The organism is Pseudalkalibacillus sp. R45 (assembly GCF_052246725.1).
In the GTDB taxonomy this organism is placed as follows: domain Bacteria; phylum Bacillota; class Bacilli; order Bacillales; family Fictibacillaceae; genus Pseudalkalibacillus.
The window spans coordinates 77,677-100,864 of record NZ_JBQQCL010000005.1 but is presented as its reverse complement, the minus strand read 5'-3'; the positions used below and the strand labels follow the sequence as shown (position 1 = coordinate 100,864).

Below are 23,188 nucleotides of genomic sequence, written 5' to 3'. Positions count from 1 at the left end.
TACTCTACGATCTGAAGCATGTTACGATGATAGCAGTAAAGGGGTGGGAGTATTGTCAAAGGAAATGGTCAAAGACACGAAAGATAAAATTGCAGATTTCAAACGTTTCAGCTTTGTACTCCTATCGTTGAGTGTATTTTTATATATTGGAAGCATTATTCCTTTTGAAGGTAAACAAACCTTGCACCAACTCATCTTATTGGGGACAAGCTATCTCTCAATTGGAATCGCATTAGTATTTTATCGTAAAATTTCGCAATGGAAGAAACAACTGAACGAAAAATCATAGATACGGAAAGGACAACGACTGTCCTTTCTTTTTTATTTTTGTAGTTTATGGAGGCATTTTTGTCGTTAATTCTTTGTTTTTGTAGTTAAAATCAAGTTTTTGAAAAAAATCACGAATTTTTGTAGTTATTGGCACTGCCGGCGTTTTTTTTTGTAATGCAAACGCCGAAAAGAAGATGAAAATCATTCAAATAGCAGGATTTCAAACTTGAAAAACTAAATAAAAGAGGTAAATACGTAAAAAGGAGACACAACCGCCTATGTTTTTCACTCAGTATCTTTTCCAGAATGACAAACCATTTAAAACAACAATCCGTAATTACACTGATTCTGACTTCGAACAGCTCATAGATATCCAAAAGGAATGCTTTCCGCCGCCGTTCCCTTCTGATCTTTGGTGGACGAAGGAGCAGCTCGAAAACCATGTTCGACTTTTTCCGGACGGTGCGATTTGTGCTGAAGTAGATGGTGAACTTGCCGGATCAATCACAACGTTAATCGTGAATAATCATGGTGAGGCTCATACCTGGGAAGAGATAACGGATAACGGCTCAATTGGTACACACGCCCCGACAGGAAATGCATTATATGTTGTTGATATCAGTGTCCGCCCTAGGTACCGGAAAACAGGCTTAGGAAAATTGCTTATGCAAGCACTCTATCATCTTGTTGTTGAATTAAAGCTTGAATCCGTACTTGGTGGAAGTCGTATGCCTGGTTTTGATAAAGTGAAAGATCAAATGGATCCACAAGTTTATTTAGATCGGGTCATCCGGGGCGAATCCAAAGACCCTGTCGTATCGTTTTTGATGAAAGCTGGTCGTACACCTGTAAAGCTTATGCCAAATTATTTGGACGATCCTGAATCGGGGAATTATGGGGTGTTGATGCAGTGGAAAAACCCATTTTTTTAAAAAATCAAATAAATATAAAAAAAGAGGTTTACTTTTTGCAACAAAGTGGATATAATTTACTCTGCAGGTTAAAAATTACCAAAGGAGGTCGAACAAAATGATTTTATACGTAACTGGAAAAGCGACTCAATTGAATAGTCAAATAGTTCGACCGGTGAAACAAGCGTAATTTAACCGTTATTCAAACACGTTAATAACGCCACAGGTCGACGACTGCCTGTGGCTTTTCTATGCCTTTAGACGGGAGAAGAATGTCTAAATGTCATTGCGCCACAGGGAGTTATTCCTGTGGTGTTTTTTGATGGAGTAAATGAAAGGAGGCTGAATGGAATGTGGAATGAAAAAGCAGAAAGAAATTATTGGCTCAAGCGGGGTGTGACCCTGAAGTAAATCATAGAAAGGAGGGAATCCGCTATGATGCCGATCCATTTATTTTTATTGACAATCGTACAAAAAACATTGAAATTTGAAATGACATATGAAGAATTCAACAAAAAGAAGCATAATGAAGATTTGTATGAGCAAATGCGTGAGAAAGCGTTCTATTACATTTCCATGATGTAAAAAAATAAGGAGGTTGAAGACAATGATAAGAAGCAAGGTTTTTCTTGATTGGATAGTTACGGAGAAAGATACGACCTGAAAGGAATTTCGCAAGGATAGGAGGGATACGAAATGATGCCATTTCAATTATTTATTTTAACGATCATTAAAAAAGTACGGAATCATGAGACTGATACACATATGATCGAACACAATGCACGCGTCCAGTCTTTGATGGATGCTGCCCATGATAAATCAGCACAATATATTAATATGATGTAATCGAAAAAGCAAGCGGGGATCGCCACCGCTTGCTTTTTTAATATACTTAGTTAGCCGGGACCGCTCGTATACTCTACAAAAACTTTGTAGTCCGGGGATTTATGAATATTCAATAAATCATTCTTTCGGTTTGTAACTTTATTTAGATTAATCATTACTATGGTCACGCTTCCTCTGCTATTTTTAAAACCTTTGTAGCAGAGGGATTTGTTGAAAGAAGTCGAATGGATTATTATCAGAAAATTATGAACAAAAATGGTGCTTTAAGACTTAAGGTTACAGACTTTCAGGAAATCATTGAAGGTACAAATTAACTCAGGTTTTTCAAAAAAGGAGTGTGAAGCAATGGAACAGAAAATCGAAAAGAATTATGATGAATCGTATTCAGTGACTGCACCAACTACCACCAGATCAAAATTGAAGTTGATAGGCCCCGGCATTGTAGTTGCTGCTACTGGTGTAGGAGCAGGCGATTTTGTTATGGCAACGATTGCAGGCGCTAATTTCGGTTTGACGTTGTTATGGGTTATCATTGCTGGTGCCTTAATCAAATTTTTCTTAACCGAGGGTATCGGGCGTTGGTATTTAGCTTCAGGAAAAACGATTTTAGAAGGATGGCACTCATTGGGATGGTGGGCAACTACCTATTTAGGAGCCTATACGATAATATTTGGAATCATATACGGTGCTGCAATAACAGGTACATTTGCACTAATCATGACGGCTATGTTTCCTGGAACACCTTTTTCACTTTGGGCTATTAGTTCAGGTGTAGCTGGTTTCCTATTGGTATGGTTTGGAAGGTACCAGTTATTAGAACGTTTCATGATGGTATTGATAGGAATCATGTTCATTACAATCATTGGTTCTGCAATTATTATTATCGCTAATTCTGGCAGTGTTGACTATAGTATAGCTCCTTCGGTACCGGAAGGATCATTCTTTCAAATTTTAGGAATTTTAGGCGGAGTAGGTGGCTCTATTACCATTACAAGCTACTCATATTGGCTTAATGCAAAAGGGTGGAGAGGTAAAGAATGGGTACCTACTATGAAAATCGATTCAACAGTTGCATATACAATTACAGGGTTGTTCGCCATAGCCATGATGATCATTGCTGCAGAATTATTGTTTGGATCAGGGACAACGATTAATGGGAACGAGGGTCTTGTTGGTCTTGCCGACGCTTATGAGGAGAGGTTTGGAAGTGTTGCACGCTGGGCTTTATTAATAGGGGTATGGGGAGCTGTTTTCACCTCCATTCTTGGTCCCTGGCACGGTATTTCATATTTATTTGCCGATTTTATAAGAGTATTAAGAAAAAAAGGAAAGAAAACCTCACTCACAAATGATTCAATTACTGAAAAAGATCCAGCATATCGCGCTTATCTTATATGGATTACATTCCCGCCAATGTTCTTGCTCTTATTTGAACAACCAGTTGCAATTGTGCTTATGTATGGAGTACTAGGGTCAATTTTCATGCCTGTCCTTGCTGCCGTTCTACTGTATTTGTTAAATTCGGAACAGGTTAGCAGTATCTATCAAAATAGTAAAGTTAGTAATATCATTTTTGGACTGATTATTTTACTGTACGTTTACTTAGGCGGAAGTGAGCTTTATAACATGTTCTTTGGATAAAATTCACCAACCCCCAAATAAAAAATCTTCTAGTATGCTTATGAGGAGGAACAATGAAATATCTAGCTGTAGTCTTACCTATGAAAGATCAGGAAAAAAGTGCTCAATATCGTCCACAACATTTGGAGTATCTTGAAGAACAAGTGAAGAAAGGGAGGATTTTTGCAAAAGGCCGTTTTTCAGATGGAACGGGTGGATTGATTATATACATGGCCCTATCACTGGAAGAAGCGATGAACTTAGCAGAAAATGATCCATATATCCTCAAAGGAGCAAGAAAATTAGAGATGCATGAATGGGAAATGGATAGTCCTTTTAATCAAGAACATCAGAGAGATGAGCAAAAGAGAAAATAATGTAATCTACCACTTCGTACATAGCTACAGCTATGTGTATGATTCTGCTTATCCACTGCTGATTAATTTGATCGAAACGAAAAAAGTAATCCACCCTGCCGGCAAGCTTGTGTGGATTACTTTCAAATATTCTACTGGCGAATCTGTGGCAATTCACCATATTGTGCCGTTACCATGAGAAAGCCTCCCCAAGAGGTTTAATTCTCGGAAAGGCCTGTTAAAGTCTGTTGTAAAATTCCATCCAATTGTATTTTAAACTTTTAGTAAATTCCCACCGCATCAAATCCAGATTGAACTGCTGCCTCTTCCTCACTGCCCTCACCATAAATATCTGTTGCCGATTGAACGACGGCTGTACGTGCGTCGCTAAATTGAGAAGTTGGTGTTAAATAAACTGTCAGTGCACGATAGAATATTTTTCCTAGTTTTTCTCTACCAATTTCTTGACCGATCAAGTATGCGGCATGGTTCATAATTGAGGAGTTAACATGAACACCACCATTATCAACAGAACGTGGCATGTCATAATACTCATCCATATGGGCCGGATAGACTCCGCTTCCATAAGCCGCTCTTTGCTCGTTGCTGACTACAACACTGTTCGGATCACTTAAGCTGCGCAATCTCGTTACACCTTCAGCTATAGCAGCCGGCGCCATAATATCTTCGCCAATTTCCCAATCACTATCATCGACGAGTGCACCAAAGATGTCAGCAAACGATTCGTTCAGTGCGCCGGATTGAAATCGGTACTGCAAATTTGCTGAATGTGAGATGACACCATGAGTCATTTCGTGAGCTGCTACGTCAAGACCAGCTGATAGTGAAATAAAGAACTCACCGTCACCATCTCCATATGTCATATAAGCTCCATTCCAAAATGCGTTATTATAATTATTGCCAAAGTGAACCTTAGAAATGATTTCCATTCCTTCACCATCAAGGGAATTGCGGTCATGCTCATTTATATAATACTTATACACCTCTTCAGAATTATAATGGGCATCGACAGCAGCTCGATCATAATCGTCGATAAATGCAGCATCGTTCCCACTATAGAGTGTATCATTACTGGAACTCCAGTCATTTTTAGCATCGTATGTAAAAATACCTCCGAGATTTGCATGAGAGTAATCCGCTAATGCAAACTGAGTCCCGGATTTCTCTTCCCTTTCTTGAGAAATGTGTAATTCCCTGTGATCGCCGTGGACTCCTAATCCGAATCCCTTTTGAGTTTTCATTTCGTCAGCATGCATTAAGCCATTATACTGATCGATGACTTTCCCAGTATTTGCATCTACATACACAAACCAGTTACCAGGCTCATCTCCCATGAAGTTAATATTCGCTTTATAAGCGGTATGATTCTCCGCTTCGAAGGGATATACAACAAGATCAATAGTCGGTTCGTATGTAAACTCTTCTGGAGCATTTACAGAGGATAGAGCAACTTGAAGGGCCTCTTCTTCACTAACAGAAGGTGTCGTGTGGACTGCATCATCGACAACAGTTTGATTAACCCTTCCGTTTACGGCTACCACTTCATTATCCTTATTAAAATGAACAATGATTTCAGATCCTTCTATAGGAACTCCATTTTTCGTTTGGTTAAAACGAACGTGCGTCATACCCAATTCGTCTTTTTGAACATATTTTACCTTCAAATTTTTATCCGGACTTTTAATTCCGGTTTTACCTTCATTTTTCTTAAGATAATTTAATGCATTGGAAGTGTTGCTTGCTGAGAATTTCTCTGCAAACCGTTCCTTTACGAAGATAGGAACATTAGCCTTTTCATTCCATTCCTTTTGAGCTTGTACACTACTTACCAAACTCGAATCATCATACTTCGCAAACACGCTGTTCATATGGATAGAACCCAACAATAACGCTGATGACAGGGCAACAGGAACAATAATCTTTTTTTTCAATATTTCGACCTCCTAAATAAATTGGTTGGATTAAATTATAAATTAAAAAAAGAAACAACTCTATAAATTTTTGAAAAATTAGCAAAATAACCCTAATTAATCATCTTATTATAGGAAAAATGCCCCATAAATGAACAAAATTTCTTTGTTTAAATTGCATGCAGAAAAGTACCATTTGTCGATAAAACTTAAGAAAATATGAGAATGTAAAATGATTGTTATTAAGTGAAAGGAAAGTTAAGGAATACACGTATAAAAATTTCGTAAAATAGATTAACAAACAAAAGGAGGATAAAGATGAACACATTTCTTATCTTCGTGAACGTAGCGGTATTATTATTGCTTATGCTTGGTTTATTCTTCATGCAAAAGAAGCAGGTCTCTTTTTCGAAACGCGTATTCACAGGATTAGGTTTAGGTATTGTTTTCGGTTATATCATTCACGTAATCTATGGAACTGGGCATGAAGTTACAGTCGGGACAATTGATTGGTTTAGCATTGTCGGCAGCGGTTATGTAAAACTTCTGCAGATGATTGTAATGCCGCTGATATTCATTTCAATTGTCGGAGCGTTTACGAAATTAAAGTTGACTAAGAATATCGGGAAAATCAGTTTCCTTGTGATTGGATTACTTCTTGGAACGACTGCTATTTCGGCAGCAATTGGAATTGGTTCCACGTTAGGATTTGGACTCGATGGCGTAGAGTTGACTGCTGGTGAAGCAGAGAACGCTCGGAATGAGCAATTACAGGGACGGGTTGGGACTGTAGAAAATATGACGCTTCCTCAACAAATCCTGGAGTTAATTCCAAGCAATCCATTTCTAGATCTGACAGGTGCTCGTGCAACATCAACAATTGCAGTTGTAATTTTTGCTGGAATTGTCGGGATTGGTTACCTTGGTGTAAAACGAAAAGATCCTGAGCATGCTGAATTTTTTGGGAAGATCATCGATAGTCTATACAGTGTTATCATGAGGGTGGTAACGTTAATTCTCCGTCTAACACCATATGGTATCCTGGCAATCATTGCAAAAGTTGCGGCTACAAGTAATTATGATGCGATCATGCAATTAGGCACGTTTGTTGTGGCTTCTTATGTGGCATTGATTTTGGTGTTTATCATGCATTTACTGTTGTTATCATTCGCAAAACTAAACCCTGTGAATTATGTGAAAAAAGGGCTGCCAACTTTGACGTTTGCCTTCACGTCCCGTACAAGTGCAGGAACACTGCCGATGACAATCAAGTCACAAACAAAGGATTTTGGTGTTTCGGAAGGGATTGCAAACTTTGCAGGTTCCTTTGGACTATCAATAGGACAGAATGGATGTGCTGGTGTTTATCCGGCAATGTTAGCCGTTATGGTAGCTCCAGCAGTGGGTATTAATCCTCTCAGTCCATCATTCATCATCCCTCTGATTATCGTAGTGGCCATCAGTTCATTTGGTGTTGCAGGGGTCGGGGGAGGAGCAACCTTTGCAGCTCTCATCGTACTATCGGTCATGGATCTTCCGATTGCGATCGTTGGACTGTTAATCTCAGTTGAGCCTCTAATTGACATGGGCCGTACAGCTGTAAACGTCAGCGGAGCAATGACATCTGGAATCCTTACAAGCAAAGCCACAGGAGAATTCGAAAACGAAGTCTATCAGCAGAAAGATGTTGTAGAAGTGTAAATTCAATTTGGTGACAGGCACTATTCATGTACGAAAACATTCTTTTCTAATTCCTTTAAGGATAAAGATGATGAATATCTAAAAGACCTTATCTGGACTGAACCGGATAAGGTCTTGAGTTTGAACAAGGAAAACTTATTATGTTAGTTGACATATATTTGTTCTCAAATAAATGCTCAATCAAATCATACAAGTAATTGCTTTTCAGCCGTTTTAACAGCTTGTACTCTATTTCTGACGTTCAATTTCTTGAATATTCGATTGAGATGGCCTTTTACGGTACCTTCTGTAATATACATTTGCTTACCAATCGCTTGATTCGACAATCCGTTTTGAATGTACTTGAGGATTTCAATTTCACGAATAGTCAATGCTTCTTTCATCTTAGGATTACCCCTGACTTCTTTCAACTCCTCTCTATTGACTATCTGTAATAAATGATTGGCATATCGTTGTAAATGATCAGGAAGTTCTTTTTTAATATCAGGGAAGATAGAGAATAAAGTAGGGTCTTCATCGAGAAACGCCCTCTTATAGCCATATTGATAGCCGATTTCCAAGGCATCCTCCAAATAGGCATGTGCTTCTGAAAGGTGTTCCAATTTGATTGCCGCTATGGTTTGAAGAATCTTCCGTTTCAGTTTGATTCCATGGTTCATTTCGTATGTGGCCGACGTTATCATGCGACTTAACAAATAACTAGCTTCCTCCACCTCTTGGAATGTAAGTAAAGCTCGGGCTAAAATAAAGTATTCAAAACATGTCCACTTGTTCCAATTGATGTGCAAGAATTCTTGTTGTTCCGCAACCCAGTCTTCAGCATCATCAAGATAACCTTCCCGAAGAAGGACGTAAGTTTTTGAGGCTTTCCCTATTCTTCTCCATACTGGAGTAGTAGTTTGCAGGGAGCGGTAGTAGATTTCTTCAACAATATAGTGGACTTTCTTATCTTTTCCTTCTGCTTGATGACAAAGCAGATCTACCCATAATGTGGGTATGGAAAGTCCTGGGAGATCATTCGTATTTTTTGCTAGCTGCCATACTTGATCTGAACTTCGTCTTGCTGCGTTTATGTCGTTTAGTTCGTAATACGCTTCTGCTAAAGCTAATTGACGGAATGGTGAAAAGGCTAGTTCTCTACCTTGTGAGGAGGAAGCTTGATATTTATCTAAAACCTTATTGATATCACCCGTATATCCAAAAGGGCTGGAGATGAATGGGATACTTCCCTGATTTAATGATATGAATGGGGTCCATTGATCCTTCTCCGAATGCAAAATTTTATTCATACCTTTATCATTGGAAGAATTCATCAAGTTCAAGATCCAATCCTGAAGTGATTTTATTTCCTTATCCAAAGAAAATTGCTCAGTATTGAGCTGTCCAAGCCAGTCATTTAAAGTTTGAAAATCCTGACACAAAAGGGCTTCCGGGGCGAATTTTTTTATGTACTTTAGCGCTAACTTAGGATTATCCCCACGAATTGCCGCTTCAACAGCTTCTCTAAGCAACCCTTCGCTTTCTAGAAAAAAAGCCGTTTTCACTGCCAATTCCTCTACATTTCCATAAAAAGTGATTCTTTCGTTTATGATTGCACGTATGAGTGGATGAAATCGATACAGCCAACGGTTCTTGACTAGATTTTTTTTGATAAGCAAATAATGCTCAAGGTCATGAAATAGCGTTTCAATGTCTGTTTCTACTAATTTTCTTGCGAATTCAAATGAGAAATAGGGAGGTGTACCTAATGGGCGCAAGTGTTGTAGAGTTTCTTCGGTAAGTTTGCTTAACCATTTCTTTTGTACATACTCCTCCAACAATGGTGCTACTCTACCTTTACGATCAATCATAGGGCCATCACTTTGATGAAGATGTTGGTAGGCTAGTTGAAGTAATGCAGGGCAGCCGTCTGTTATTTCATATAGGTCCATTATTTGATCTTCTGTTAATTCAAAAGTAGATTGCTCTGACATCCAAATATTAGTTTCATCATACGTGAATTTCATTTCATTTGTGTCAATTTGCAACATTTGGTGTTGTAGATCAGACTCATACTTCATCGAAGGAATGGCATGACGTGATAATAAAATTAAATTAATGTCAGGAGGTGCCTGTAACATCCAGTTTTTCAGTTCAGTTATTGCGTCAGGATGTTTCAACCGGTGTATATGATCCACTACAATGACGTTGTCATTACTACGTAATTGATTGGTAACTTGATTTAAATGAGTAACCAAAGCTTTTGTATCACTGAAGGACTCTGTCATTTCCATCCATATGAACGGGCTCGTAGATAGCTGGCTCCAATGATTTACCAGAGTTGTTTTACCATACCCTGATGGAGCTGTTATATATGTGATTTTGTTCATTAAGACCCTGTTTAACATGGTATTGAATCTGACTGGTATATATATTCCTAGTTTCCCCTTCATTAAGCCCTACCCCCTGAGTTCACCTTTCCTACTATATACATATTGAAGATTACACCTCTGAAATCCTTCAAAAAGGAGTATGTTTATCTGTAAAAATTTGAAAATTTATAACTTTAGTTACTATGCGGAAAATAGGTAGCGTGATATCTTTTTTAGTGACTGCGATTGAGGGATAACAAAAGGAGAATTGGCCCTAGAGGAATTCAGATATTTTGGAATGTCAGATCAATGAAAGCTATTTCTTAAGGAGGAAAGGGGAAATGGTCAAGAAAGAAGGAAAGCTTGATGAGGAATGGGTGAAGTTGATTTTAGAAGCAAAATTGCAGGGATTAAGTAAAGAGGAAGTATTAGCCTATATAAAGAAAAACCAGTTAAGAGCAACAGTTACTTAAAGAAAAAAATCGGCAGTGAACTCTATTAGAATTTAGAAGCGTACGGCTTTTTAATTGTTTACTTTGATTAGAAATTTGAGCCATTATAGTGTCTTTTTTTAGTCTAAAAGAAAGGAGGGGGTGACCCTTCTTTTTTCAATTTCAATCAAACGGTTTGGAGGGTTAACAGTATCCATTTTCCCAAAAAAGATACGATTTTGTATCTTCCTTTTTTGAATTTTTTCCACTTTGCATCGAATCCAATTGATAATAAGCAATCGCTGGGAACCCCTTCATATGTTACATGCTCTGCATATTTAAAAAATATGTAATAATTTTAGAAGATTGGAAAATTATAAGAAGTGTCTGCATTCACAGCATGAAAGGAGTGATTTTTATGAACAAGGATCATAATCCACAATTAACATCTGCTGAGATGGCAGGGGTATGGGGGCAGTATGTAAATGATACTGCTGCAAGAAGTGTCCTGGCGCATTTTTTAATGACCGTTGAGGACAGCCAGATTCGCACTGTACTTGAGCTGGCTTTCTCTTCATGTAAAAATCATATAGAAATACTTCAAAATCTTTTTGAACAAGAAAATTTCCCCACTCCTATCGGGTTTTCAAAAAAAGATGTCAATTTAGAAGCCCCTCGTTTGTTTTCTGATCTTTTCTTTCTATCTTACCTGAAGAATATGTCGATCCTAGGCATGGCAGCAAGTACTCTTGCAATCGGATTGGGGGCACGCTCTGACATTGTTTCTTTTCATAAAAGTGTCCTTGCTGATGCGGTAAAATTACATAAAGCGACCAAGGAAGTGATGATGGATAAAGGGGTTTACGTCCGTCCGCCTTATATCTCAACACCAGATGAGGTTGACTTTGTTTCTAAACAAAACTTTTTAGGGAAACTTTGGGGAAACCAACGACCATTGACAACCATTGAAATGTCTCATTTGTTTTTGAATACTGAATCGAATGTCGTTGGAAAACAATTGATGATCGCATTTGCCCAAGTTGCCAAACGGAAGAAAGTGAAAGAATTTCTGATACGTGGGAAACAGATAGCAGAAAAACATGTCAACATTTTCAGTCAAATCTTACTCGGTGATCATTCTCCAGCTGCCATGAGTTGGGACTATGCCGTAACTGACTCAACCATCCCGACCTTTTCAGATAAATTGATCATGTATCACGTAACTGCCATGATAGCAGCGGGCGTTGGAAATTATGGGACATCCATTGCGATCAGTCCGAGGAAAGACATTGGATTGAAATATTCGAGACTACTAATGGAAATCTCACTGTATGCTGAAGACGGAGCTAACATCATGATTGACCACGGTTGGTTGGAAAAGCCTCCTCATGCTCCTGATCGGAATCAATTAGTAAGGTAAAGGGGTAATTAAAATGGAAAAGTATCATCATGAAACCCGTTTAAGTTCTGCAGAAATGGCTAGTTTATGGAGCCAATATGTTAAGGATACTGCAAGGCTGTGTGTATTGAAGTATTTTTCCGCAACCGTCGAAGATCGTGATTTCTGTATGATCATTGATTCCGGAATTCAATCTACAAAAGAATATCTTGCCTATATGTCTGATTTATTCGAAAAAGAAAACTTTCCGGTTCCAACTGGATTTTCAAAGGAAGATGTAAACATAGATGCCCCTCGTTTATTTTCTGATATTTACTGTATTCAAAACTTGAAAGATGTGACGGTTGCTCAAATGTCTGCAGATACGTTGGCCATTGGACTTAGCAGCAGGTATGACCTTTTAGCTTTCCATGAAAGGCTCCTTAATGATGCCGTACAATTGCAAGTAGAGATAAAGGAAGTACTGTTGGAGAAAGGTCTATATATCCGCCCCCCTTATATTCCCGTACCTGATCAAGCCGAGTTCGTGACACTTCAAAGCTTTTTAGGAAATCTAGCAGGAAAGCAACGCCCGTTGACGGTTATTGAAATGTCCCATTTGTTCTTAACAAACGAAACGAACCTACTTGCTAGAGAAACGTTGCTGGGGTTTGCTCAAGTTGCAAAGAGTGAAAAAGTAAAACGATATTTTTTAAGGGGAAATGAAATTGCCTGTAAGCAGGTCAAAGTTTTAAAACAAATTTTAACTCAGGAAGATCTACCAGCCCCTATGTTATGGGATTCCGCCGTATCCAATTCTAAGATTCCTCCATTCTCGGATAGATTAATGATGTTCCTTGTGACCACTATGGCAGCGGGGAGTATTGCAAAATATGGAGCTGCAATGGGAGCAAGTCCGAGAAAGGATGTTGGGTTGAAATATGCTCGGCTTTTGGCAGAAATTTCGCTTTATGCCGAAGATGGGGCAAACATTATGATTGAGAAAAGATGGCTTGAAGTGCCACCGCATTCTCCTGATTATAATCATTTAATTAAAGAATAGAAATGTAAGTTGTTAACGTAAAACGAACTTTTAAAATTTTTCCAACTTGGACGGGTGATATGAGTCGAAATAATAAGTATGAAAAAATACTGTGGAGTATTGCGTTACCGGGTTTTGGCCAGATTTTAAACGGTAAGTTTCTCAAAGGATTACTTTTCATTACATTGGAATTTATGATTAACGTCCAATCCAACTTTAACGAAATCATTGTTTTAAGTTTCCACGGTGAAATCGAACAAGCAATCGAACAGGCTGAATATGGGTGGCTGATGTTTTATCCATGCTTGTATTTCTTTGCAATGTGGGATGCGTTTAAAGATGCTGGAGGAGGAAAAAGACCATATTCTTATTTCCCCTTTGTCTTTTGTGCCTATTGGGTGACAGTTGGTCTGATCTATTCCTCTAAGTTAACTTTTTTTGGGGCGTTATTGGGACCAGTTTGGTTACCGATACTTTTTGTGATCCCTGGATTGATTACAGGTTTCCTCATTCGGTTTTTCTTCTTGAAATATAACCATTAACTTTCTAATTATGAGATTTTGGATACTGTGAGCTTTTTTCGTTCCCATCCTATTTTTAATTCGATTATTGAGTTAGAAATGTTCTTTTAATAGCAATCAATTACGTTTGTTTCAAGAAATGTTCCAAACGGATGCTGAGGCGGGGGATAGATAGCAGTTAATTCATGTTTTAGCAAAAGAACTTTAAAAGATGTTAGAGCTTTGCTTTTGGTATTTTTAATTTTACATAGCTGTAATAAATTTCCCGACTTTTCTCTTTCTTTACCCGTAACGCTTCCACTTAAGGTTTATGACCACACTCCTATCCATCTCAACTTATAGAGAAAGCCCTAAAGTTGACTTTCATTTAATAAGGGCGAATACCTACACGGTTAAAGGATATGAATTTTATTTTTTTGTTTGGAAAAATTAAAATTAAGTTAAAAAGTGAGGAGATAAAAAATGCCTAACCCTTTTGAAGCTGTTTGGAATACTTTAAAAACATTAGTTGATAATGAACCTAAAAACCCTCTACATGTTGGAGAAGTGATGGGTATATGGACATACTTAACGGTAATAAATGAAGCAATTAGATATGAAGAAATAGCTCTTAATACAACTACAGATAATGAAGTGAAAAACTTATTAATAGACGCTAAAAAGCTCTGTGAAAGTCAGTCTCAAAAGCTGTCAAATTTTATGGAGAAAGAGGGGATCCCTCTTCCACTTACACAACCAAAAAAGCCTATATCTGATTCAAATGAAGTTCCACTTGGCACAAAACTTACAGATGATGAGATTGCAAATGGGGTATCTTTAAAAATTGTTACTGCTGCCACAGAGTGTGCAATCGCCAATTCACAAACAATCAGAACAGATGTAGCCTTGATATGGACAGAATTTTATACAGAAATGCTAACGTTTGGAGCTACCACTAAAACATTATTGAGAAAAAGAGGATGGTTAAAAGTCCCACCTTATTACTATCCACCAGGATTACCCAAACAAGATTAAAAATAACATGGTATTCATACTAGTCATCTGACGCCTGGTCAATGATTTTATGTTTTCCCTCAAAAGAGTCATCTAGTTTAAGGAAAGAAAATGAAACTAATTTGGTACAGACACAACCAAGCCCAGCCTAACATAGGATTAAGTATGTGTGATAGCTGCCTATGGAGGTGAGGATGTGTCAAGCATCATCGCAGCACTGGCTTATTTTTTCAAAGAAGTCATGTTCTTCGTATCTTATGTGAAGAACAATGCGTTTCCACAACCATTGTCACCGAAAGAAGAAACCAGATACTTGAAAGAAATGGCGGAAGGGAATGAAGAAGCCCGGAATCGCTTGATCGAACATAACTTGAGACTTGTCGCACATATTTGTAAGAAATTCGAGAATACAGGGGAAGACACAGAGGATTTGATCTCCATCGGTACAATCGGTTTGATCAAAGCGATCGAGAGTTACTCAAGGGGGAAAGGGACGAAACTCGCAACCTATGCTGCCCGTTGTATAGAAAATGAAATCCTCATGCACTTGAGGGCGATTAAAAAGACAAAGAAGGACGTCTCCTTACATGACCCGATCGGAACGGATAAAGAGGGTAATGAAATCACACTGATCGATGTCCTCAAAGCCGATCTTGATGACATTGTCGATACCATTCAACTGAAGATGGAAAAGAAACAGATTTACGAACATATCCATATCCTCGATGATCGTGAAAAGGAAGTCATCGTCGGCCGTTTTGGACTCGATCTAGAAAAAGAACGGACCCAACGAGAGATCGCAAAAGACCTGGGAATCTCAAGAAGCTACGTCTCTCGGATCGAAAAACGTGCCCTGATGAAGTTGTTTCATGAATTCTACAGACAAAGGAACGACAAGGAGAAAGGGTAGAAGAAAACAGCCCAGGGCAATCGATGCCTGGGCTGTTTTTATCATGTGGATTCAATTAAGTTGTAGGTGTACATAGGATGAACGTAAAAACATATAACTTCTTGAATGGGTAATATGCATCTGAAAAAGAAAAACATATAAACATGTGTTACCATTTATTCTAACAAAATGGATAGGAGTGATCGCAATTACAAAAGGACTCGAGGGAAAGCGTATCGTTCTTTCGGGATCAAGAAGGACTGAAGAAATGTGTGCTTTAGTAGAGAAACAGGGAGGAATCCCCATAGTAAGACCAGCTCAAGGTACGGTAATTTTGGATGAGAAAGAGGTTGGACCAGAGATTATACGAATCGTAAACGAAGGTGTTGATTGGATCGTTTTTACAACTGGTGTAGGGGTGGAAACACTATTAAAGATTGCTGAAAATTTGGGTATACTTGAAAGTTTTATTACTACAATCCAAAAAGCGAAAGTAGCTGCCAGGGGATATAAAGCTCGTTCAGTATTAAAAAAAATGGGTATTGCTCCGCTTGCTGTTGATGACGACGGAACAACCCAAGGGCTTATGAGTACCCTTGAGGAGTTTGAATTTAATGACCAGAGAGTGACGATCCAACTCCATGGTGATACTGCACCAAAACTTATACGATTTTTAGAGGGAAGAGGAGCAGTTTACTCCCAAATTCTCCCGTATAAACATCTCCCTCCTGATTCTAAAGTATTAAAAAGTTTATGTGGGGAAATTAATAAAGGGAAAATAGATGCGGTGTGTTTCACAACAGCACTACAGGTCCGTTTTCTTTTCGACTATGCACGAGAAACTCAATATTTATCTCAAATTAAAACTATGTTTAAAGACAAAGTGATGGCTGCAGCCGTGGGCAAGATAACAGCTGAAGCATTACATGAAGAAGGGGTAGAAAACGTCCTCCAACCCGAAAAACAACGGATGGGTGCAATGATCATGAAACTGTCCCAATATTATTCAGAGAAAAAAGGAAATACGGATGATTGGTAGAGGAAAACAGCTCTGGTGGACGTTTCCGGAGCTGTTTTAAATGCAAGGTATTAATGTGTTTGCTTCTCCATTATAATTGTAGTTCTATATTAGGATTTTTATCTTTGAACCATCTCAAGGCGAAGTCACTCTCGAAAATGATCAATGGTTTTCCTAATGCATCGTGAACAAGATAATTCGTACTGTCCAGCTTCAAGTTCTTATCTTCTGAAACCCACCTAGCACATGTATGAGGAAGATGTTGGATGTCTAGATCCACCCCATATTCCGATTTCAGCCGTTGTTCGAAAACTTCGAATTGCAGGACGCCGACAACCCCAAGAATCGTTTCTTCCATTTTTGCAGTTTTATAAACCTGTACAGCACCTTCCTCAGCCAATTGAGCGACACCTTTATAGAAGTGTTTCTGTTTCATGGCATTCTTTGCACGGACTTTCGCAAAATGCTCCGGCGGAAACTGAGGTAGTTTACCATAAGAATACGTATTTTTCTGTCCGCAAAGTGTGTCTCCAATTTGATATAACCCTGGATCATACAACCCGACGATATCTCCTGGATAAGCTTCATCGATATTTCCTCTTGATGCAGCAAAAAACTGTTGGCCTTGTGCCAATTTGACTGACTTGTTTGTTCGATTGTTCCACGCTTCCATCCCTTTGTTGAATTTACCTGAGCATATTCTCATGAACGCAATACGATCTCGATGGGCAGGATTCATGTTCGCTTGAATCTTAAAAATGAATCCAGAAAAATCCTCATCAGATGGTTCTATATATCCTTCATCACTTTCCCGACCTTGTGGTGCTGGTGCAAGTTCAAGAAAATGCTCCATGAAAGCAGGGATACCGAACGTCGAGATCGCACTTCCAAAGAACACAGGTGTCTGTTTGCCTTGTTTGATCGACTCCATGTCTATAGAGTCACCGGCTTCATCCAACAAGGAAATGGTATCTTGCAATTCCGATAGTTGTTCAGGTTGCACTAATTGTTTTATTTCATTACCGCTAAAATCATCATTCTCTAACTTAAAGGAATGATGTTCTCGCTGTTCATCATAGACATGTATTTTGTGTACAATGCGGTCATAGACGCCCTGGAAAGAGTTCCCCATCCCGATTGGCCAGTTCATCGGAAACGATTGAATCCCAAGGACTTCCTCAATATCCTCAAGCAATTCAAATGGGTCTCGGCCTTGTCGGTCCATTTTATTGATGAATGTAAAGATTGGAATGCCTCGATCGCTGCAAACCTTGAAGAGCTTTTTCGTCTGAGCCTCTACACCTTTGGCGGCATCGATGATCATAACTACACTATCGACCGCCATCAAAGTACGGTACGTATCTTCACTGAAATCCTGATGGCCAGGGGTATCAAGAATGTTGATTTTATAATCGTTATACGTGAACTGCATGACACTAGAAGTGATTGAAATGCCACGCTGCTTCTCCATTTCCATCCAGTCGGAAGTAGCATACTTGCCTGATTTACGCGACTTGACTGTACCTGCAGAACGGATTGCCCCGCTTAAGAACAATATTTTTTCAGTCAGGGTTGTTTTACCTGCATCTGGATGCGAAATGATTGCAAATGTTTTCCTTTTGTTGATTTCTTCTTCTAGCTGTGGTTGTTTCATCATAATAAATGCCTTTCCATTACTAAGATTATACTTCCATGATGACAGGGAGGATCATCGGATTCCGTTTCGTTTCTTCAAAAAAGTAGGAAGTGAGGAGGTCGGAAATCTTTTTCTTCAGATCAGACCACTTCGTGATCCCTTCTGCGAGCATTGCATTAACTTCCTTTTCAACAAGTCTTTCGGCTTCACTTAACAGCTCTCCGGATTCTCTCATGAAAACGAATCCCCGGGAGACAAGTGCAGGCCCAGACAACAAGGTTGCATTCTTTGAATCAATCGTGATGGTGACGACGACTGTTCCACAGAGGGAAAGGAGACGACGATCTCTGAGAACGATATTTCCAATATCTCCAATACCGGTTCCATCCACATAGACTGGATTAGCAGGGAAGGAGCCCGACATTCGACCTCCATCATCATTCAATGCCAAAATATCGCCATTATCTAAAACAAACGTATTTTCGGGTTCGACCCCACAATCAACTGCCAACTTAACATGGTTGACAAGCATCCGGTATTCCCCGTGGATCGGAACAAAATATTTTGGTTTCAATAAACGAATCATCAATTTCTGTTCCTCCTGGGTTCCGTGGCCAGAGGTATGGATGTCACTCATTTTATTATGTATGACATCAGCTCCGATTCGTTCCAATTGATCAATCAATTTATAAACCTGTTTAATATTACCTGGAATAGGAGAGGAAGAAAAGATAACCGTATCTCCTGGTATGACTTGGATCTGACGGTGTAAGCCTTTTGCTATCCTTCCTAAGGCAGCCATAGGTTCTCCTTGACTCCCTGTACATAAGATTGTGATTTTACTAGATGGATATCGGTTGATCTCATTACCTGAAATGAATGTATCTTCAGGCGCTTTAATATAACCTAATTCACGCCCGATCCGAATCGACCGTTCCATGCTTCGGCCAAACACCGCTACCTTACGATCAAAAGCTATGGAAGCCTCTATCGCTTGCTGCAGACGATAGATATTCGATGCGAATGTGGCAAAAATGATGCGTCCCTCAATTTGCTCAACAATATCAAATAAGGTTTCTTTGACGGCTGATTCGGACAAAGAGAAACCAGGAATTTCACTGTTCGTACTATCTGACATTAAACAAAAAACACCTTCATTGCCGATTTCAGCGATCTTACCGATATCATAAGATGCGCCTCCTGGTGTTAGATCAAATTTGAAATCACCTGTATGGACGATGTTCCCAAATGGGGTATTTATACATACCGCTAATGAATCAGGGATACTATGGCTCGTTCGCATGAAACGGACTGAAAAATGATCGAATTCTACAAATGAATTCTCATCAACCGTTTTCAATTTTGCACCACGCAAAAGACGATGTTCTTCAAGTTTATCTTTGATGAAGCCTATTGATAATTTTCCAGCATAGATTGGCACATTCAGACGTTTTAATAAAAAGGGAATTGATCCTATATGATCCTCATGTCCATGGGTAATGAATACACCTTTTATTAGATCTTTATTTTTTTCTAGATATGAGAAATCAGGAATGACATAGTCGATACCTCGTAGTTCTTCATCTGGAAACTTGATTCCGCAATCAACCAAAATCATTTCATTCTCATATTGTAGACCATACATGTTTTTTCCGATTTCGCCCAGACCGCCAAGGGCGAACAATTTAATAGGTGGGGTAGCTTTCATAAGAATCCTCCATGACTAATTATCTAAGATTTGATTTTTTTCTTTTTATCCTTAGGCTGTTTGCGCAAACTTTCTTGCTTTTGCACTTAAAGAAAGTATAAAATACTTTCTTCAGTATAAGGGCAGCTAAGGCTCGACCTACAAAAGGCTTGGTCTCGCCGAGTTTTCTTTAAAAGTCATTGATTTCCGCACCAGTATGCTCGCTTTCCGCGGGGCGTGCGGTGAGCCCACTCGTCGCCTTGCGACCTCAGGAGTCTCCTTTTCAAGGAAGCATTTGTGCTCCTGCGTCTACAAGAAAGTCCTGTCGAAGCGAGCTTCCTCGTCGCATGCCTTGCGAGGAGATTATTCAGGTAGTAGGCACGCTGATCCCGCAGGACAAGGAAAGCTTCGGCAGCGTTACATCGCACGAAGAAAATGCGATTTTCATTTTCGAGGAGTCTCGCACCTTGCTCTCCAATCAACTTGCACAAGATGGTTCTTTACAAAAATGACCCAAAAGCAACAATCTTTTAGAAAAGAGCCTATCCTTAAAACTGGATTACGTCTGTTCAACATCTTTTTTACACACAGCTACTCCAAGGGTATATTTCACTTCTTTTCGTGGTGGTTCAATCGTAACGCCTCTTTGATGATAAATTTCAACCTCAGAAAAGGAATATTGGGTGAAGAGTTCTTCGAATTCTTGTGTGGTTAATTGAAAATAATGAAATGGAGATCCACAAGGTTCATTCCTTCCGTGACCGAAAGGAGTAGATAAGACTAACATACCGCCAGGGTTCAATAATTCAAATAGGATTTTGAGAAATTTCCGATCATCAGGTACATGTTCAATCGTTTCAAAACTAAGAATTGTATCAAACATTCCGATCTTCTTAATAAGTTTCGAATTGAGTGCATCTTCAACACGATACTCGATTAGGGGATGATTGTATCGCTTAGCTGCATAATCAATCACTGCAGGAGCATTATCCACCGCTACAAGTTCTGATATCGATTTTTTCTTCGTTTTTGCAACAAAATGACTACCGTAACCTGAACCACAAGCAATATCCAAAACTCTTCCTTTCACATAGGGAAGTGAAAAATAATATCTTGCAATATGTTCTAAAAAAAGCCCACTTGTAGGCTTTAATTCATCTGGGATAATGCGTTCACCTGTATTTTCCAACAATTATGAGTCACCGCTTTGATTATATTTTTTCACCGTTCTTCAATTTCTCTATAAAAATAGAAAGGTCTTCTTTTTTAACTCGCCAATGACGCCCGATCTTGAACCCGGGTATTTTCTTTTCCTGGACTAGTTTATAAGTAGTTACTTCACTGATTTGTAAATATTCCGCAACCTGGGAAACCGTCATAATCTCAGGGTATTTGTCTTCCATCAGGACCGCTCCTCTATAGAAATCTGATTATTATTATAACAAATTCTTTTTGTGGATAAAAGTAATGGATAACACTGAATTATAAATGATTATAAATAAATTAATTTAATTTATCTTATTTATTCAAAATTAGACTGGTATTTAAGGGTGTATTCTAAAAGTAGTGCCGTAATTGATAACAGATTAGAAGATGAATGAACATCGGAAACAGTATGTGAGATTTGGAAGTTAGAAGTTCCTTCTTAAAGGGTATTGAGTGAGAAACAGAGAGGAGGTTGGAGGGGTGTTACATTCTAAACTGTTTCGCGCACTCATATGGGTATTATTATTGTTCATCATCATTTGGATCGGGACGGAAATATCCTTTCTATTCAAACCGATCGGAATCCTGATCACAACGTTATTCTTTCCAATTGTCGTTTCGGGTGTGTTTTTCTATTTATTCCGTCCAGTGGTCAAGTGGATACGAAAATTGAAGATCCCTAAAGTACTGGCGATTTTGATCGTTTATCTTGCTTTTGCAGGGGTTGCCACAGGTGTTTTCTGGACATTTGGTCCTGTTTTACAAGAGCAAGTGAAAGGGTTAGTGGACGGTGCTCCTGAATTGGCAGAAGACTTCAAGGAGAAAATGGAGGATTGGAAACAACATCCTGCAGTCTCTCGGTTTCTAGGCAGTGAAATGGTCAAAGAGGGGAATCTTACAGAACGAATATCCGGTTCCATTGGAAATATATCATCGTCTATCAGCAATCATATCCTTTCATTCTTGAATATACTGACGAACATAATCATTGTGATCATCCTGCTTCCGTTCGTCCTTTTCTATATGCTTAAAGATGGAGACAAGCTCCCTGGTTCGATTCTTCGCTTTTTACCTGAAAAACATCGTGATGAAGGGTTGAAGATTTTAAGGGATATGGATGAAGCGTTGAGCGGATTTATACAAGGACAGTTGATCGTAAGTGTGTTTATCGGGACCTTCGTGTATATCTGGTATCTTATTATCGGTTTGGATTATGCGTTGATCCTTGCGTTGATTGCACTCGTATTGAATGTTGTACCGTTCATCGGTCCTATCATTGGTACTGCACCAGGCGTTATCGTTGGGTTGATCCAATCACCAATGACGGCTTTATATGTCATCCTTGGCGTAATTGTCATTCAGCAGATTGAAAGTAACCTGATATCACCACAAGTTATGGGGAAACGATTGGATGTCCACCCATTGACGATCATCTTGTTATTACTTGTCGCAAGCGCAATAGGCGGTTTATTGGGGTTGATTCTCGCGATTCCAACATATGCAGTCGCGAAAGTCATTGTCATCCATACGAAACGACTTATCAGGCTTTATGGGAATACTACATGAACGAATACAGGGGGACCGGCTTGGTCTCCCCGTTATTTAGTAGTTCTTCTATTTTCAATGTAGAGATAAAACGTCAAGGCTTTACCTACACTTATGGTTAAAAATCAAACAAATCCTTCAACGCTTCTTTCGCAATTAGATTATTCCATGAAACTTCAGGGAAAGAGGCGAGCCAAACATTCCCTGTCACTTTCCCGGTGATGATCATCACACCGAAAAACACGATGATGATTGATGAAATGATTACAATACCTTCAAAAGAATCTTTATTATTTTTCATTTTTATCTCTCCTTTAATCCCTCCGTATGGATGGATAAACTATTTTTCCAACACAAAATCACTCTGTCTGATTTAAAAACAGAAAGAGTCTCTCGTTATGCTTTGGAAACTCGACAGTTTTTCAGGAGAGATAATTCGAGTGATACATGATTGCATAAATGAAGCTGGTAGCATCAGATAAGCGATGAGATCCACTTGTGAAGTCAAAAGGAACACATTCTAATGGTTCTTCAACAAATAAAGACTGAAGGTTGAAGAGTGGTTTAGAAGAACCTTTCGAATTGATAGTGGAGGGTGTTAAGGTGACACTTTCAGCCGAAACCAGATATCCGTACGTCGAGAGGACATTTTCCTCATCAGGCATCAGTGTCAGTTGATCGATTTGTTGAAAAGGGGTGATGAAGGCTGATGACATTGAAAGAATAAACAATAATCCGAAAACAAACATTCTTCTCATGTTGAACGCCTCCCCTTTTACCCCATGTTACAATAAAACATTTAAAATGAATATATATTTCATAGAAAATCCCAGCCATCCTCCAAACGATAGCTGGG

At 38.9% G+C, this 23,188-nt stretch carries 24 protein-coding genes; 16 read left to right on the top strand and 8 right to left on the bottom strand.

Annotated features, from left to right (window positions below; translation table 11 throughout):
• The first annotated feature begins 52 nt into the window (after positions 1-52).
• From ACTWQL_RS11240 to ACTWQL_RS11215, 6 genes are all read left to right on the top strand, one after another.
• The gene (locus ACTWQL_RS11240; RefSeq protein WP_443142535.1) at positions 53-289 is read left to right on the top strand and encodes a YrhC family protein; all 237 of its coding nucleotides are present in this window, start codon (positions 53-55) and stop codon (positions 287-289) included.
• A 259-nt stretch (positions 290-548) separates the two neighbouring features.
• Entirely contained in the window at positions 549-1,202 is a 654-nt protein-coding gene (locus ACTWQL_RS11235; RefSeq protein WP_443142534.1) for a GNAT family N-acetyltransferase, read from the top strand.
• A gap of 414 nt (positions 1,203-1,616) precedes the next feature.
• The gene (locus ACTWQL_RS11230) at positions 1,617-1,766 is read left to right on the top strand and encodes a hypothetical protein (protein WP_443142533.1); all 150 of its coding nucleotides are present in this window, start codon (positions 1,617-1,619) and stop codon (positions 1,764-1,766) included.
• A gap of 111 nt (positions 1,767-1,877) precedes the next feature.
• Positions 1,878-2,027, top strand: a complete 150-nt coding sequence (locus tag ACTWQL_RS11225; protein ID WP_443142532.1) for a hypothetical protein — start codon at positions 1,878-1,880, stop codon at positions 2,025-2,027.
• 345 nt (positions 2,028-2,372) lie between these two features.
• The gene (locus ACTWQL_RS11220; RefSeq protein ID WP_443142531.1) at positions 2,373-3,668 is read left to right on the top strand and encodes an Nramp family divalent metal transporter; all 1,296 of its coding nucleotides are present in this window, start codon (positions 2,373-2,375) and stop codon (positions 3,666-3,668) included.
• A gap of 53 nt (positions 3,669-3,721) precedes the next feature.
• Positions 3,722-4,024: a YciI family protein gene (locus tag ACTWQL_RS11215; RefSeq protein WP_443142530.1), complete on the top strand. Its 303-nt coding sequence runs from the start codon at positions 3,722-3,724 to the stop codon at positions 4,022-4,024.
• A 260-nt stretch (positions 4,025-4,284) separates the two neighbouring features.
• On the opposite strand, the gene ACTWQL_RS11210 is transcribed toward ACTWQL_RS11215, so the two are convergent.
• On the bottom strand, positions 4,285-5,955 hold the full coding sequence (locus tag ACTWQL_RS11210; protein WP_443142529.1) for a M4 family metallopeptidase: 1,671 nt from the start codon (positions 5,953-5,955) through the stop codon (positions 4,285-4,287).
• 297 nt (positions 5,956-6,252) lie between these two features.
• Between ACTWQL_RS11210 and ACTWQL_RS11205 the strand changes: the two genes are divergently transcribed.
• On the top strand, positions 6,253-7,635 hold the full coding sequence (locus ACTWQL_RS11205) for an L-cystine transporter (RefSeq protein WP_443142528.1): 1,383 nt from the start codon (positions 6,253-6,255) through the stop codon (positions 7,633-7,635).
• A 185-nt stretch (positions 7,636-7,820) separates the two neighbouring features.
• On the opposite strand, the gene ACTWQL_RS11200 is transcribed toward ACTWQL_RS11205, so the two are convergent.
• Positions 7,821-10,067 carry a LuxR C-terminal-related transcriptional regulator gene (locus ACTWQL_RS11200; protein WP_443142527.1) on the bottom strand — a complete coding sequence of 749 codons (2,247 nt, stop codon included), beginning with the start codon at positions 10,065-10,067 and terminating at the stop codon, positions 7,821-7,823.
• 260 nt (positions 10,068-10,327) lie between these two features.
• Between ACTWQL_RS11200 and ACTWQL_RS11195 the strand changes: the two genes are divergently transcribed.
• The 7 genes from ACTWQL_RS11195 to ACTWQL_RS11165 all read left to right on the top strand — a co-directional run bounded on the left by ACTWQL_RS11195 (position 10,328) and on the right by ACTWQL_RS11165 (position 16,279).
• Complete coding sequence (locus ACTWQL_RS11195; protein ID WP_443142526.1) at positions 10,328-10,459, top strand: anti-repressor SinI family protein; 132 nt, start codon at positions 10,328-10,330, stop codon at positions 10,457-10,459.
• A 376-nt stretch (positions 10,460-10,835) separates the two neighbouring features.
• Positions 10,836-11,837 (top strand): DUF3231 family protein, encoded by a 1,002-nt coding sequence (locus ACTWQL_RS11190; protein ID WP_443142525.1) that lies wholly within the window; start codon positions 10,836-10,838, stop codon positions 11,835-11,837.
• Between the two features lie 13 nt (positions 11,838-11,850).
• On the top strand, positions 11,851-12,858 hold the full coding sequence (locus ACTWQL_RS11185; RefSeq protein WP_443142524.1) for a DUF3231 family protein: 1,008 nt from the start codon (positions 11,851-11,853) through the stop codon (positions 12,856-12,858).
• 59 nt (positions 12,859-12,917) lie between these two features.
• A complete protein-coding gene (locus ACTWQL_RS11180) occupies positions 12,918-13,379 on the top strand; it encodes a hypothetical protein (RefSeq protein WP_443142523.1) in 462 nt (153 codons plus the stop codon).
• A gap of 441 nt (positions 13,380-13,820) precedes the next feature.
• A complete protein-coding gene (locus ACTWQL_RS11175) occupies positions 13,821-14,372 on the top strand; it encodes a DUF3231 family protein (RefSeq protein WP_443142522.1) in 552 nt (183 codons plus the stop codon).
• Between the two features lie 175 nt (positions 14,373-14,547).
• Complete coding sequence (gene sigK, locus ACTWQL_RS11170; protein ID WP_443142521.1) at positions 14,548-15,261, top strand: RNA polymerase sporulation sigma factor SigK; 714 nt, start codon at positions 14,548-14,550, stop codon at positions 15,259-15,261.
• Between the two features lie 187 nt (positions 15,262-15,448).
• Positions 15,449-16,279, top strand: a complete 831-nt coding sequence (locus ACTWQL_RS11165) for a uroporphyrinogen-III synthase (RefSeq protein ID WP_443142673.1) — start codon at positions 15,449-15,451, stop codon at positions 16,277-16,279.
• Between the two features lie 70 nt (positions 16,280-16,349).
• Here ACTWQL_RS11165 and ACTWQL_RS11160 read toward each other — a convergent pair whose 3' ends face one another.
• Complete coding sequence (locus ACTWQL_RS11160) at positions 16,350-17,912, bottom strand: peptide chain release factor 3 (RefSeq protein ID WP_443142672.1); 1,563 nt, start codon at positions 17,910-17,912, stop codon at positions 16,350-16,352.
• Positions 17,913-17,940: 28 nt separating this feature from the next.
• Positions 17,941-19,602 carry a ribonuclease J1 gene (rnjA, locus tag ACTWQL_RS11155; RefSeq protein WP_443142520.1) on the bottom strand — a complete coding sequence of 554 codons (1,662 nt, stop codon included), beginning with the start codon at positions 19,600-19,602 and terminating at the stop codon, positions 17,941-17,943.
• 326 nt (positions 19,603-19,928) lie between these two features.
• Here rnjA and ACTWQL_RS11150 point away from each other — a divergent pair, with 326 nt between their 5' ends.
• Positions 19,929-20,093 carry a hypothetical protein gene (locus ACTWQL_RS11150; protein WP_443142519.1) on the top strand — a complete coding sequence of 55 codons (165 nt, stop codon included), beginning with the start codon at positions 19,929-19,931 and terminating at the stop codon, positions 20,091-20,093.
• A gap of 47 nt (positions 20,094-20,140) precedes the next feature.
• On the opposite strand, the gene ACTWQL_RS11145 is transcribed toward ACTWQL_RS11150, so the two are convergent.
• Both ACTWQL_RS11145 and ACTWQL_RS11140 read right to left on the bottom strand, forming a co-directional pair.
• Positions 20,141-20,773 carry a class I SAM-dependent methyltransferase gene (locus ACTWQL_RS11145; protein WP_443142518.1) on the bottom strand — a complete coding sequence of 211 codons (633 nt, stop codon included), beginning with the start codon at positions 20,771-20,773 and terminating at the stop codon, positions 20,141-20,143.
• A gap of 19 nt (positions 20,774-20,792) precedes the next feature.
• Positions 20,793-20,984, bottom strand: coding sequence for a helix-turn-helix domain-containing protein (locus ACTWQL_RS11140; protein WP_443142517.1), 192 nt, complete (start codon positions 20,982-20,984; stop codon positions 20,793-20,795).
• A 283-nt stretch (positions 20,985-21,267) separates the two neighbouring features.
• Between ACTWQL_RS11140 and ACTWQL_RS11135 the strand changes: the two genes are divergently transcribed.
• On the top strand, positions 21,268-22,353 hold the full coding sequence (locus ACTWQL_RS11135) for an AI-2E family transporter (protein ID WP_443142516.1): 1,086 nt from the start codon (positions 21,268-21,270) through the stop codon (positions 22,351-22,353).
• Positions 22,354-22,450: 97 nt separating this feature from the next.
• Here ACTWQL_RS11135 and ACTWQL_RS11130 read toward each other — a convergent pair whose 3' ends face one another.
• Together ACTWQL_RS11130 and ACTWQL_RS11125 are read right to left on the bottom strand one after the other, a co-directional pair.
• On the bottom strand, positions 22,451-22,633 hold the full coding sequence (locus ACTWQL_RS11130) for a hypothetical protein (RefSeq protein WP_443142515.1): 183 nt from the start codon (positions 22,631-22,633) through the stop codon (positions 22,451-22,453).
• A gap of 121 nt (positions 22,634-22,754) precedes the next feature.
• Entirely contained in the window at positions 22,755-23,090 is a 336-nt protein-coding gene (locus ACTWQL_RS11125) for a hypothetical protein (RefSeq protein ID WP_443142514.1), read from the bottom strand.
• Positions 23,091-23,188 lie beyond the last annotated feature (98 nt).